11 protein-coding genes are annotated in these 13,199 nt (G+C 71.8%); 7 read left to right on the top strand and 4 right to left on the bottom strand.

Annotated elements, in window-relative coordinates; genetic code table 11:
- Window positions 1-66: 66 nt before the first annotated feature.
- Entirely contained in the window at window positions 67-1,197 is a 1,131-nt protein-coding gene (locus ABTU92_RS01715; protein ID WP_408087053.1) for a ceramide glucosyltransferase, read from the bottom strand.
- A 190-nt stretch (window positions 1,198-1,387) separates the two neighbouring features.
- Between ABTU92_RS01715 and ABTU92_RS01710 the strand changes: the two genes are divergently transcribed.
- The 3 genes from ABTU92_RS01710 to ABTU92_RS01700 all read left to right on the top strand — a co-directional run bounded on the left by ABTU92_RS01710 (window position 1,388) and on the right by ABTU92_RS01700 (window position 4,089).
- Window positions 1,388-2,170: a UDP-2,3-diacylglucosamine diphosphatase gene (locus tag ABTU92_RS01710; protein WP_408087051.1), complete on the top strand. Its 783-nt coding sequence runs from the start codon at window positions 1,388-1,390 to the stop codon at window positions 2,168-2,170.
- 52 nt (window positions 2,171-2,222) lie between these two features.
- A complete protein-coding gene (locus ABTU92_RS01705; protein WP_408087049.1) occupies window positions 2,223-2,909 on the top strand; it encodes a class I SAM-dependent methyltransferase in 687 nt (228 codons plus the stop codon).
- 184 nt (window positions 2,910-3,093) lie between these two features.
- Window positions 3,094-4,089: a threonine/serine dehydratase gene (locus tag ABTU92_RS01700; protein WP_408087047.1), complete on the top strand. Its 996-nt coding sequence runs from the start codon at window positions 3,094-3,096 to the stop codon at window positions 4,087-4,089.
- Window positions 4,090-4,247: 158 nt separating this feature from the next.
- Here ABTU92_RS01700 and ABTU92_RS01695 read toward each other — a convergent pair whose 3' ends face one another.
- Window positions 4,248-7,289, bottom strand: a complete 3,042-nt coding sequence (locus tag ABTU92_RS01695) for a hypothetical protein (protein WP_408087045.1) — start codon at window positions 7,287-7,289, stop codon at window positions 4,248-4,250.
- A 178-nt stretch (window positions 7,290-7,467) separates the two neighbouring features.
- Here ABTU92_RS01695 and ABTU92_RS01690 point away from each other — a divergent pair, with 178 nt between their 5' ends.
- Entirely contained in the window at window positions 7,468-8,610 is a 1,143-nt protein-coding gene (locus tag ABTU92_RS01690) for an MFS transporter (RefSeq protein WP_408087043.1), read from the top strand.
- On the opposite strand, the gene ABTU92_RS01685 is transcribed toward ABTU92_RS01690, so the two are convergent.
- Together ABTU92_RS01685 and dgcA are read right to left on the bottom strand one after the other, a co-directional pair.
- Entirely contained in the window at window positions 8,547-9,047 is a 501-nt protein-coding gene (locus ABTU92_RS01685) for a hypothetical protein (protein WP_408087041.1), read from the bottom strand. The two genes, ABTU92_RS01690 and ABTU92_RS01685, sit on opposite strands and share 64 nt — an antisense overlap.
- Before the next feature lie 138 nt (window positions 9,048-9,185).
- Entirely contained in the window at window positions 9,186-10,169 is a 984-nt protein-coding gene (gene dgcA, locus ABTU92_RS01680; RefSeq protein ID WP_408087039.1) for an N-acetyl-D-Glu racemase DgcA, read from the bottom strand.
- Window positions 10,170-10,278: 109 nt separating this feature from the next.
- On the opposite strand from dgcA, the gene ABTU92_RS01675 reads away from it, so the two are divergent.
- From ABTU92_RS01675 to ABTU92_RS01665, 3 genes are all read left to right on the top strand, one after another.
- Window positions 10,279-11,421: an ABC transporter permease gene (locus tag ABTU92_RS01675; protein ID WP_408087037.1), complete on the top strand. Its 1,143-nt coding sequence runs from the start codon at window positions 10,279-10,281 to the stop codon at window positions 11,419-11,421.
- A 2-nt stretch (window positions 11,422-11,423) separates the two neighbouring features.
- Window positions 11,424-12,206: an ABC transporter ATP-binding protein gene (locus ABTU92_RS01670; RefSeq protein WP_408087035.1), complete on the top strand. Its 783-nt coding sequence runs from the start codon at window positions 11,424-11,426 to the stop codon at window positions 12,204-12,206.
- Window positions 12,207-12,296: 90 nt separating this feature from the next.
- The gene (locus tag ABTU92_RS01665) at window positions 12,297-13,142 is read left to right on the top strand and encodes an MlaD family protein (RefSeq protein ID WP_408087033.1); all 846 of its coding nucleotides are present in this window, start codon (window positions 12,297-12,299) and stop codon (window positions 13,140-13,142) included.
- The last annotated feature ends 57 nt before the right edge of the window (window positions 13,143-13,199 follow it).

Raw genomic sequence — 13,199 nt, 5'->3', positions numbered from 1 at the left:
AGGGGCCAAGTCGGCCCATCCGGACAGGTTCCGTGCGACCCGGAACGACGGTAGCGGAGCGCGCGATCAGACGGCGCGGCTGTCGGCCTCGACCCTGATTTCGTTGCCGCGCCACTCGAAGGACTGGCCCAGGAGGCCGTCGAGCCACAGCGCCGGCAGCATCAGATCGCGCAGCAGGCCGTGCAGCGGATACCAGCGGCCGACATGCCAGCCGGCGGCGCGGGCCAGCACCATCTCGGCGCCGTACCAGGCGAGCCAGAACAGCACCAGGAGCGGCAGCACCGGGCCGTCCAGCGCGGCGACCGCGATCGCCAAGGCGAGGCCCGGAAACACGCCGCCGGTGAGAATCTCGGGCAGGAACCAGCCCGGGAAGCAGGCGCGCCGCAGCCGCGCCCAGCGCGATTGCCGGCGCCACACCTCGGCGGCGCGGCGGCGGCCGAGCGGCTGCTCGAACGGCGCGTCGGCGAGGCGGACCTTCAGGCCGAGCCCGCGCACCACCTTGGTCGAGGCGGCATCCTCGGCGACCTCGGCGCCGAGCGCCTCGAGGCCGCCGCCGGCTTCCAGCACGTCGCGGCGCCAGAACAGCGTCTTGCCCTGGGCGAAGCCGAGCCCGATCGTGTCGGCGACATACTGGGCGCGCGCCTGATAGGTGTTGAGGAAGGCGCATTCGACCTCGGCCCAGAAGCCGTCCGGCCGGCTGCCGATCGGCGGCGCGCAGACGAGGCCGGTGTCGGCCCGCCAGGTCGCCAGCAGCCGCTGCAGATAGTCGGCCGGCAGCAGCACGTTGGAGTCGGCGAGCACGATCCAGTCGTGGCGCGCCGCGTGCCAGCCTTTCACGCAGTTGTTGAGCTTGGGATTGCTGCTGACCGGATCGTTGCCGATCAGCAGCCGCGCCGGAACCTGCGGATGCCGCGCCATCAGCGTCTCGACCAGCGGGATCACCGGGTCCGACGGAGAGGCGACACAGAACAGAATCTCGTAGTCGGGATAATCGAGCCGGAATGTCGAGGCGAGCGTCTCCTCGATGAAGTTCTCGATGCCGCACACCGGCCGCACGACCGTGACGGGTGGTGTTCCGGGCATCGGCGCCAGCGGGCGCGAGGGCGCGCGGCAGCGCCACGATGCGATGGCGACGCTCGCGACATGCACGAGCACGGTCAGGCCGCAGAAGGCGACAGCGAGTCCGAGGAGTGTCATGTCCGGCGACTACAACGCCTGCATGACGATGCGATGACGGCACCACCGATCGGATGCGGCTCACCTCGGGTGCGGTTCACAGACGCCGTGCGGTGCGTCATCGAACCGCAACAGGACTCTGTCAGAACCCGGAAATGTTCACGATCATTGATGCGATCATTGAAGGGGGCGGGGCGTGACGGAGAACGGATTGCGGCGCTTCCGCACATTGTTCATCTCGGACGTCCATCTCGGAACCCGCGGCTGCCAGGCCGACAAGCTGCTCGACTTTCTCCGCTGGCACGAGGCCGACACGGTCTATCTGGTCGGCGACATCGTCGACGGCTGGCACCTGAAGTCGAGCTGGTACTGGCCGCAGGCCCACAACGACGTCGTCCAGAAGCTCCTGCGCAAGGGCCGCAAGGGCGCCCGCATGATCTACGTGCCGGGCAATCACGACGAGTTCCTGCGCGGCTATTACGGCACGCATTTCGGCGGCATCGAGGTGGTCGAGCACGCCATCCACGAGACGCCCGACGGCCGGCGTTATCTGGTCATCCACGGCGACCTGTTCGATTTCGTCATCTCGCAGGCGCGCTGGCTGGCGCTGCTCGGCGACAAGGCCTACGATCTCGCCATCACGCTCAACCGCCTCGTCAACGGGCTGATGCGGCGGCTCGGCTTCGGCTACTGGTCGTTCTCCAAGTGGGCGAAGCTGAAGGTGAAGAACGCCGTCAACTACATCGGCGACTTCGAGAAGACGCTCGCCGCGGAGGCGCAGCACCACGGCGTCGACGGCGTGATCTGCGGCCACATCCATCACGCCATCATGCACGAGAGCTTCGGCACCCACTACATCAATTGCGGCGATTGGGTGGAGAGCTGCACCGCGGTGGCCGAGCATTTCGACGGCCGGTTCGAGATCATCTCCTGGACGAAGCGGCTGGAGAGCGTCGAGCCCGAGCCGGCGACGATCGCGGCTCAGGCCGCGTGATCGCGTCGCCGCAGCGGTCGTCCTGATCATTATCGCTCTTCCGGAGTTGCCGATGTCGCAGTCGCGTCCCGACACCATCGCGGATCCCGAACGCCACGTGATGGAGAAGGCCTATGCCCGCTGGGCGCCGCTCTACGACATGGTGTGCGGGCCGATCTTCGAGAGCGGCCGGCGCGCCGCCGCGGAGGCCGCCCGCCGGGTCGGCGGCCGGGTTCTCGAGGTCGGAGTGGGGACGGGGCTCTCGTTCTCCGACTACGATCATTCGACTCGCGTCGTCGGCATCGACATGTCGGCCCCGATGGTCGCCAAGGCGGAGGCGCGGCTCGCCACCGGGCGGTTCCCGCACGTCGAATCCGTCATGGTGATGGATGCGACCGACCTCGCCTTCGAGGCCCGGACGTTCGACTGCGTCGTCGCGCAGTTCGTGATCACGCTGGTCGCGGATCCGGAGCGCGTGCTCGACGAATGCGCCCGCGTGGTGCGGCCGGGCGGCGAGATCATCCTGGTCAACCATCTCTATTCGGAGAAGGGGCTGACCGCCGTGCTGGAGCGCCTGCTCGCGCGCCCGGCGCGAAAAATGGGGCTGCGGCCGGAGTTCCCGTTCGCCCGGCTCGCCACCTGGGCGGAGCGGCACGGCGCCGTCGCGCTGATCGAGCGGCGGCCGATCAAGCCGCTCGGCATCTACACGCTGGTGCGCTTCCGCCGTCTGCCCGATCAGGCCGCGCGCGCCGCGGCGTAGCTTGTCGCAGCCAATTCCGCTCGTCCCCGCGAAGGCGGGGACCAAGGGCGACGCGGCAGAGCGATCCTGGATCCCCGCCTTCGCCGGGATGAGCGGAGTCAGATGCCGAGGTTGTTTCCGGCAGGCCGGGAGGATCCGGCGCACATCTTGTCGCTTCGGGCGCTGCGGGCTAGGGTCCGGCGCCATGACAACAGACCCCGCCTCGTCCTTCGCTCCGCCCACCATCGCCGACATCGAAGCCGCCGCCGCCCGGATCGAGGGCGTCGCGGTGCGCACGCCGCTCGTCGCCAGCCCGGTGCTCGATCACCTCACCGGCGCGAGAGTCTTCCTCAAGCCGGAGACGCTGCAGCGCACCGGCTCGTTCAAGTTCCGCGGCGCCTACAACACCTGCGCGTCGATCCCGCCGGAGCGCCGCGCCGCCGGCGTCGTCGCCTTCTCGTCCGGCAATCATGCGCAGGGCGTCGCCGCCGCCGCGCAGCTGCTCGGGATCCCGGCGACGATTGTGATGCCGGCCGACTCGCCGAAGAGCAAGCAGGTGCGCACCGCCGGCTACGGCGCCGAGGTGGTGCTGTACGATCGTGACAAGGAGGACCGCGAGGCCATCGCGCGAAAGATCGCGGGCGAGCGCGGCGCGTTCGTGGTGCCGCCCTACGATCATCCGCTGGTGATCGCCGGGCAGGGCACGGTCGGGCGCGAGATCATGATCGATCTCGCGGCGCAGGGGCTCGCGCCCGACATCGTGCTGGTCAACGCCTCGGGCGGCGGGCTCACCGCCGGCACGGCGATCGCCGTCAAGGCGAAGGCGCCGCGGGCACAGATCTACACGGCCGAGCCGGAGGGCTTCGACGACTATGCGCGCTCGCTCGACAGCGGCAAGCGCGAGCGCAACGAACGGACCAGCGGCTCGATCTGCGACGCGCTCCTGATGTCGACGCCGGGCAGCGTGACGTTCCCGCTCAATCTCGGGATGGGAGTGCGGGGCGTGACGGCGAGCGACGCCGAGGCCGGCCGCGCCGTGGCGCTCGCCTTCCACGAGCTGAAGCTCGTCGTCGAGCCGGGCGGCGCCGTCGGCCTCGCGGCGCTCTTGAACGGCCGCGTCGATGCGCGCGGCAAGGTCGTCGTCGTCGTCCTCTCGGGCGGCAATGTCGACGCCGAGATGTTCTGCAAGCTGATCGGCTGAGCACGATCTCGAGCGAGTTCCTCGGTCGTCATTCCGGGGCGGCGCATCGCGCCGAACCCGGAATTCAGCCGAAGAAGAAGAGCCTGTCCCCCTACATTCCGGGTTCGTAGCCTCGCTGCGCCCCGGAATGACGGAGCTGATGAACTCGATGCTACGGCTCAGCTGAACAGCGCGATCTTCTCTTCCTCGGTCAGCGTCTTCAGCGGCGCCAGCGGGTCGATCGGCACGGTGTGCATCGGCGGCGGCGGCTCCGTCGCCTCCGCCATCTCGGCGGCCTCGGCCTCGTCGGCCGCCTGCGCCTCCTGGATGCGGGCGAGCAGGTTGAGGGCCGGATGCATCAGGGCGGCGCGCGCGCCCGCGCCCGCGCCGGTCGGCACGTCGCCGATCGAGAACCGGTAGGCGCTCACCGGATCGGGGCCGGTGCGCGCGGGGAGTGGCTCCGTCTCAAGAGTTGCCGCGGGGCGCAGGAGCCCGCCCGCCGCCGCCGCGGCCTCGGCGTCGTCGCCGACCAGCCAGGACGGCACGTGGAACGGCGTGATGCCGGTCGTGATGGTGCCGCGCGGCGGCTCCGAGACCGGCTCGGGCACCGGCGCGATCTCGTTCTCGGGCGGGCTCGGGGGCGCGCTACCTGTGGACGCGCTACTCGGGGCCTCGCTCTCGGAACCTTCGGCGGCCGTCGCGAGGGCGACGGCCGCGGCGGGCTCGTCCTGCGGCCATGCGGCAGGCACATCGGCGGGCTCGGTCGCGAGGGCCGGCGTCACGGCGAAATCGAAGTCGACCGTCGGGATCGCCGGGGCCTCGGCCGTCGCCGTGTCGGCCGTGGGCGCCGCGGCCGGGATCGGCGCCGCGAGCGCCTCCGGCTCTGCGGGGCGGGCGTCCGGCTCCGGCGAGATGGCGTCGGGTGCGGCCGAGATCACGTCGTCCCCGGCGGTCTCGACCACCACATCGTCGGCGAGCGGCTCGATGATCACCAGCGTCGCGGCCGATGCGACCTCGACGTCCTCCGCGTGCGCAACCGCTTCGACGGGGCCGGCGTCGTCGCGGGTGATCTCCATGATCGTCGAGGTTGAGATCGTAACCTCGGCGACCGCGATCTCGGCGTCGACTTCGGCCGCTGCGGTCGCGGCCAGCCGGTCGAAGTCCGCCGACCCGGTCGCAGGACCTCCGGCACGCTCCTCCGACATGCGCGTGTCCGGGATGTCCACGGCGGCGATCTCGGCCGGCGGCGTCACTGCTTTGTCGGCCCACGCCGCCGGCGGCGGCGCCTCCGGCACGGCGGGTGCGACCGGCAGCCGGCCGACCATCTCGACCAGCCGGCGCAGCCAGTCGTTCTGCTCGCGCAGCAGGCCGGCCATCGCCTCGGTCTGCTCGGCGGCGCGATCCGGCTCGTGGGACAGCGCCGCGACCGTGGTGCCGACGCTCTCGACGGCGCCGGCGAGCGACACCAGCTCGGCGCGGATCTCCGACACGATCGGTGACTTGCGCAGCGGGCCGAGCGTCGCCTCGACCAGGCTCTCCATGCGGTCGACGGCGGCGAACACCTCCTTGCGCACCCGCGTCGCCGCGTCCTGGGCGTCGGGCTCGCGCATCACCACGGCCTCGATGCGGGTGAGCGCGGCGACCAGATCCTCGAGAATCCCGGTGAGGGCCGGCGGGGCGCGCTCCTCGGAGAGCGCCTTCTCGATCCGTCCGAGCGCCGTGACGAGATCGTCGGTCCAGCCGGCCGGCGGCAGCGCGGCGTGCAGGGCGTCGACCGTCGTCTCGATCCGCTGCAGCGGTGCGAGGCCGTCGGGGCCGATCACGGCCTCGGGCGCCTTCTGCCCGGCGACCGTGGACTGCAGCTCGGCGACGGCCGCCTCGATGCGGGCGAGCGGGGCGAGGTCTTCCAGGGCCACGGCCGGCAGCGATGCCGGGCGCGGCTCGGCGAGCGCCGCCTGCATGGTGGTCTGAAAGGCCGCGAGGGTCGCCTCGATCCGGTCGATCGACGCGGCGTCGAGCGGCTGCGCGGGCGGCTCCTCGGCCCGCGGCGCGGTGAGGAACGCCTGCAGGTCGTCGAGCGCCGATTCGATGCGCGCCAGCGGGGCGAGATCGGCGGCGCGCACCTCGGGCTCAGGCATCTTCTGTGCGGCCACTGCGGCCTGCAACTCGGCCACCGCCGCCTCGATGCGCGCCAGCGGAGCCAGATCCTCGGCGCGCACCTCGGGGTCCGGCATCGTCTGTGCGGCCACTGCGGCCTGCAACTCGGCCACCGCCGTCTCGATGCGCGCCAGCGGAGCCAGATCCGCGGCCCGCACCTCGGGCTCCGGCAGCTTCTGGGCGGCCAACGCGGCCTGCAGCTCGGCGACCGCCGTCTCGATGCGCGCCAGCGGAGCCAGATCCGCGGCCCGCACCTCGGGCTCGGGAATCGTCTGGGCGGCGAGCGCAGCCTGCAGTGCCGCGACCGCGGCGTGGAGGCTCGTGACCGCGGTCTCGATTCGCGCCAGCGGGGCGAGGTCCTCGGCCCGCACCTCGGGCTCGGGGATCTTCTGCGCGGCGAGCGCGGCCTGCAGTTCGGCGACCGCCGCCTCGATGCGGGCGAGCGGCGCCAAATCCTCGGTCCGGACCTCCGGCTCCGGAATCGTCAGCCCGGCGAACGCGGCGTGCAGCTCGCCGAGGGCCGTCTCGATGCGGGTCAGCGGAACGAGATCGACGGCGCGGATCTCGGGCTCCGGGAACGTCTGCTCGGCGATCGCCGCCTCGATGCGGGCCAGTGCCGCCGCCACGGCCTCCGGGTCGACGGTCGGGGCCGGCTCGGGTTGCGCCGCGACGGCCGCGGCGACCCGGTCGATGGCGCCCAAGACCTCGGCGGTGCGATCGGCCGGCGGGGCGGGCAGGGCGGCGAGCCGCTCCTCGATCCGCCCGAGCGCCTTCGGCAGGGTGTCGATCAGCGCCGGCGGCACGGCCGGCTCGGCCAGCTTGGCGACCGTCTCGTCGCGGAAATCGGCGACCGCCACCTCGATGCGGCCGAGAATCAGGGCGAGGAGATCCATCTCCTCCAGCCGGGTCCGCCGCGCGTGCTCCTCCAGGAACCAGCGGCCGCGCCGGGTCTCCGCCAACGCCTCCGCGATCGCCGCATACTCGATGTCGGTCGGCGACGGCGGCTCGGCCGGATCGGGATCCGGGTTCGGCGGGTAAGCGGAGAGCGCGTCGGACATGGTCACCCGGTGCGATCGGAACTCGTCGAACCGGAAAGGCTCGGACCGGCAAGAACCGAACTCGCCCGCGGGCCTCGAGTCCCGGGGCGAAGCGTGGAGCGGGGCCGGACGCGAAACCGGTTTCCACTTCGGCGACCGCGATCTAAAGCTCTGCCCGACTCGCCACCGGAGCGCAATCCGCGAGATGCCTTTACTTAACAGGACTTTGCCGGACGACGGCTTCGCCCGGCGGATGGGCGCGTTCTACGCCGCCTATTTCGTCTTCGCCGGCATCCAGCTCCCGTTCCTCCCGGTGTGGCTCGCCGACCGCGGGCTCGATGCGCGCGAGATCGGCCTCGTCCTGGCGCTCGCCATGGCGACCCGGCCCGTGGTGGTGCCGCTGACGACCCGGCTGGCCGACAAGCGCGGCTGGCTGAAGGGGCCGCTGATCGCCGCCTGCTGGGTGACGGTCGCCACCTTCGTGCTGCTCGAGCAGTCGCACGGCTTCCCGGCGATCCTGGCCGCCTATGCGGCGGCGTCGATCACCCAGGCCCTGATCCTGCCGTTCGCCGACGCCTTCGCGCTCAGGGGCTTGGCCGAGCGCGGCCGCGCCTACGGGCCGGTGCGGATGTGGGGCTCGGCGAGCTTCATCGTCGCCAACCTGGCCGGCGGCCTGCTGCTGGAGCGGCTCGGGCCGCCCAATGTCGTGTGGTCGCTCGCCGCCGCCCTGGTCGCCGCCGCCGTGACGGCGAGCCTGCTGCGGCCGCTGCTTCCGCAGCCCGAAGGAGCGAGCCCGGCGGCGGTGCGGCCGAGCCCGTGGCGGTCGGGGCGCTTCGTCGCCGTGGCGGCGGCGGGCAGCCTGATCCAGGCGAGCCACGCGGTGCTGTACGGCTTCGCGAGCCTGCAATGGGCCGCCAAGGGCCTGGACGGGCTCGAGATCGGCGCGCTGTGGGCGATCGGCGTGGTGGCCGAGATCGTGCTGTTCGCGTTCTCGGGCCGCGTCGCGGCTCGGCTGCGTCCGGTCGATCTCCTGGTGCTCGGCGGGGCCGGCGCGGTGCTGCGCTGGACCGTGATGGCGTTCGACCCGCCAGCCGTGCTGCTGCCGGGGCTGCAGTGTCTGCATGCGCTGTCGTTCGGCGCCGCCCATCTCGGCGCCATGCACTTCCTCGCCGAGGAGCATCGCGGCGCCACGGCCCAGGGCGACTATGCGAGCGTCGTCGCGGTCGTCTTCGCCGCGACGATGGGCGCCTCGGGCCTTCTGGTGACGGCCTTCGGCAGCTTCGCCTATCTGGCCATGGCGGCTTCGGCGACGGCCGGCGTCGCGATCGCCCTGGTCGCCCGGCGATAGCTGCGCGTCTGCGGCGGTCCGGCTCGCCGCGGCGCCGACGCGACCCGCCGGGCCGCCCCCTCGCAGGGCTGCACCACGCCGGCGAGATCCCGCCCGCGCATCATCAGCATGTTCGGGGTGAGGCCGCCGCGCTGCGCGATCCACCGCCGCACGCTGCCGGGATAGAGGCCCCACAGCGCCCGGGTCGCGACCGGGCTGGTCACCCGGCGGCCGGCCGCGTCGGGCAGCCAGGCGGCATGGAAGCCGAGTGCCGCGTTGCGGGTCGCGCACAGGCGGTCGCGCGGGATCATGCCGACCACGATCGTGCAGGCCGACAGGCAGGTGCCGTCGATCACGACGCGCTCGCCGCTCTGCCGCACGCGCTGCCAGCGCGTCACGTAGTCGCCGATCATGCCGCCCGTGTCGGACGTGATCAGCACGTCGGCGGCGGCGGGCATTATGGCTCCCACGGCGAGCGACGCGCCGAGGCACAAGGCTGCAATCCGCATGCTCCATTCCCCCGTGAAAGCCGTCCCCCCGGATCGGCCCTGCAGGATTCGTACCTGCCGAGGTTTGTTCCCTCAATCCGGAAAATCTCAGCCCCACAACACGTGGGTAGCGGGATGGAGAATGCTGCCCTCGAAGATCAATCCGTGTGGCCTGTCGTCCACAAGCAGGAGTGGTCCGTCGAGGTCGACGAAGCCTGCACCCTGCGCCACCAGCACGGCGGGCGCGATGGCGAGCGAGGTCGAGACCATGCAGCCGATCATGATCTCGAATCCCAACGCGCGCGCTTCCGCCGCGACGGTGAGCGCCTCGGTGAGCCCGCCGGTCTTGTCGAGCTTGATGTTGACGGCGTCGTAGCGGTCGCGGAGCTTTTCCAGTGTCGCGCGGTCGTGCACGCTCTCGTCGGCACACACCGGCACCGGATGCGGCACGGCGGCGAGCGCCGCGTCGTCCGCGGCCGGCAACGGCTGCTCGACGAGCTTCACGTCGGCGGCCGCGCAGGCGGCGAGATTCGATTCCAGGTCGGCCGGCGTCCAGCCCTCGTTGGCGTCGACGATCAGGATGGCGGCGGGCGCCGCCGCCCGCACCGCGGCGATCCGGGCCGGGTCGTCCGCCCCGCCGAGCTTCACCTTGAGGAGCGGCCTATGCGCCGCGGCCGCCGTCGCGGCGGCCATCGCCTCGGGCGTGCCGAGCGAGATCGTGTAAGCCGTCGTGAGCGGCTGCGGCGCCGGCAGGCCGAGCAGCACATGGGCCGGCACCCCGGCGCGCTTCGCCTCCAGGTCGATCAGGGCGCAGTCGATCGCGTTGCGGGCGGCGCCCGCCGGCATCGCCTCCTGCAGCGCCGCGCGGTCGAGGCCCGCCGCCAGCGCCGGGCCCATCGCCTCGATCGCCGCCAGCACGCTCTCGACGCTCTCGCCGTAGCGCGGGTAGGGGACGCATTCGCCTCGCCCGAGGTGTGTCCCGTCCGACACGCAGGCGACCACGACGCACGCCTCGGTCTTCGCTCCGCGGCTGATCGTGAACGTCCCAGCGATCGGCCAAGCTTCTGATCTTGCTGAAATTTTCAATGCCATGGAACGGCCCCGATGCGGTTCACCGGGACCTCGACAGGCCGGCGCTGCGGTGTCAAGTATCGGGATCGGCGAATCGGGAGGATCCCGTATCGCGCCCCCGGAGCCTGCGATGAGCGACCGTCTGCTCGATGCCAGCGTCACGGACGGGCGGTTGGCCCTCGCCGCCGCCGGGTCGTGGACGGCGGACCGGGCCGGCGAGCTCGAGCGCCTGGTCGAGAGCGCGCTGCGCCGCGCCCGCGGCGTGCCGGCCGACAGCCGTCGGGTCGAGATCCGCATGGGCGGCGTCGAGCGGCTCGACACCTTCGGGGCGTGGCTGCTGGAGCGGCTGGTGCGCAGCCTCGACGCGAGCGGCCGCGAGGCGGCCGTCGTCGACCTGCCGGCGCGCTATCGCACCCTGGTCGACGTGGTCCACACGGCGAACCGCAGCCCGCCGGCGCGGGTTCGGCCGAACCCGATCGCCGAGGCGCTGGCCCGGCTCGGCGCGACGGTCGTCGGCCTGGTCCGCGACCTCCTGCTGATCGTGCAGATGTTCGGCGAGCTGGCCGTCGTGGCGCTACGCACCGCCGCGATGCCGTGGACGTTCCGCCTCACCTCCACGGTGCATCATCTCGACCGGGTCGGCTGGCGCGCCGTGCCGGTGATCCTGCTGATGACGTTCCTGATCGGCTGCATCATCGCCCAGCAGGGGCTGTTTCACTTCCGCCGCTTCGGCGTCGACACCTATGTGGTCGACATGGTCGGCATCCTGGTGCTGCGCGAGATCGGCGTGCTGATGACGGCCATCATGGTGGCGGGCCGCTCGGGCAGCGCCTACACGGCCGAGCTCGGCGCCATGCGGATGCGCGAGGAGACCGACGCGCTGCGCACCATGGGCTTCGACCCGCTGGAGATCCTGGTGCTGCCGCGCGTCGCCGCGCTGGTGATCGCGCTGCCGGCGTTGAGCTTCATCGGGTCGATGGCGGCGCTCTACGGCGCTTTCCTGGTCTGCTGGCTGTACGGCGGCATGAGCCCGGACGTGTTCCTGTCGCGCCTCCACGACGCGATCTCGCTCGACGACTTCGCGGTCGGCATGATCAAGGCGCCGTTCATGGCGCTGGTCATCGGCGTCGTCGCCAGCGTCGAGGGCCTGCAGGTGAAGGGTTCGACCGAGTCGCTCGGCCTGCACACGACGGCCTCGGTGGTGAAGTCGATCTTCCTGATGATCGGGCTCGACGGGCTGTTCGCCATGTTCTTCGCGACGATCGGGATGTGACCATGCTGGCGCCCTCGACCGAGATCGTCATCGGCGTGCGCGACCTGGTCAGCGGGTTCGGCGACGCGACCGTGCTGGACGGCGTGTCGCTCGACGTGACGCGCGGCGAGATCCTCGGCTGCGTCGGGGCTTCGGGTATTGGAAAATCGGTGCTGCTGCGCACCATCGTCGGCCTGCTGCCGCGGCGCTCCGGCACCATCGCGGTGTTCGGCGAGGATCCGGCGCGGCTCGGTGCGCGGGCGCGGCGGGCGCTGGAGCGGCGCTGGGGCGTGCTGTTCCAGCAAGGGGCGCTGTTCTCCTCGCTGACCGTGCTGCAGAACGTCCAGTTCCCGATGCGCGAGCATCTCGCGCTGTCGCGCCGCCTGATGGACGAGGTGGCGATCGCCAAGCTGGAGATGGTCGGCCTCGACGCCAGCGTCTGCGACAAGATCCCGTCCGAGCTGTCGGGCGGCATGATCAAGCGGGTCGCGCTCGCCCGCGCGCTGGCGCTCGATCCGGAGATCGTCTTCCTGGACGAGCCGACGGCCGGGCTCGATCCCATCGGGGCCGCCGAGTTCGACAGCCTGATCAAGACCCTGCAGCAGACTTTGGGGCTCACGGTTTTCATGGTAACCCACGATCTCGACAGCCTGCACGCGGTCTGCGATCGGATCGCCGTGCTGGCCGACCGGACCGTCGTCACGGTCGGCCCGATGGATGCCATGCTGGCGTCGGATCATCCGTGGATCCGGTCCTACTTCCGGGGCGTGCGGTCGCGGGTCGGCTCCGCCGCCGCGGTCGCCTGACCGGGGACGAAGGGCGCGGCGCGCACCGCGGACGGACGAGACGGGTACGGGTTCGGGGACGGGCGGGTTCGAGGGCGGGGCAGGTCGACGATGGAAACGCGAGCGAACTACATCCTGGTCGGACTGTTCACGCTGGCCGTCGTGGTTGGCGCCTTCACGTTCGTCTACTGGTTCAGCGCGCCGCCCGGCGGCCTCGACCGCAAGCGCTACGACGTGGTGTTCGAGGGCGCCGTGTCGGGCCTGCGGCCGGGCTCGTGGGTGCTGTTCAACGGCATCCGGGTCGGCGACGTGACCACCGTGCGCATCGATCCCGACGCGCCCCGCCAGGTGATAGTCGGGATCGCGGTCGACCGCGCCGTGACGCTGCGCACCGACACCCATGTCGGCCTCGACTTCCAGGGCCTCACCGGCTTCGCCTCGGTCTCGCTGCGCGGCGCCTCCGCGACCGCGCCCGTGCTCGATCCGCCGATCCTGCGCGCCGACCTCACGGCCGGCCAGGACGTCACCTCGGCGGCCCGCAGCGTGCTGCGCCGGCTCGACTCGCTCGTCGCCGACAACGAGATGTCGTTCCGCAACACGCTGCGGAACATGGAGTCCTTCACCCAGACGCTGGCCGACAACTCCGAGCGCATCGACCGCATCGTGGCGAAGGCCGAGGCGGTGATGACCGGCGCCGAGAACAAGCTCGAGGACGTCGCGGCGGCGGCCCGCTCGATCCGCACGCTCGCCGACAATCTCGACAAGAACATCGGCCAGATGTCGAGCGGCCTGACCCGGTTCAGCCAGACCGGCCTGCGCGAATGGGAGCGCCTCGCGGTCGACGGCCGGCGCGCCATCTCGACGCTCGAGCAGGCGGTCAAGAACATCGACCAGAACCCGAGCCGCCTCCTGTTCGGCGGCGCCCCCGCGCAGCCCGCCGGCAGCCGCACGCGGTAGGGCAGGGGCGTAGGGCCGGTGCGAGAGCCGGCTGCTCTCGCTCATTCCGGGTGAGCC

The sequence above is a fragment of the Rhodoplanes sp. SY1 genome, assembly GCF_046000175.1.
GTDB lineage: Bacteria > Pseudomonadota > Alphaproteobacteria > Rhizobiales > Xanthobacteraceae > Rhodoplanes.
The sequence above is the reverse complement of the archived record's forward strand: the minus strand, read 5'-3'. Positions and strand labels throughout refer to the sequence as shown.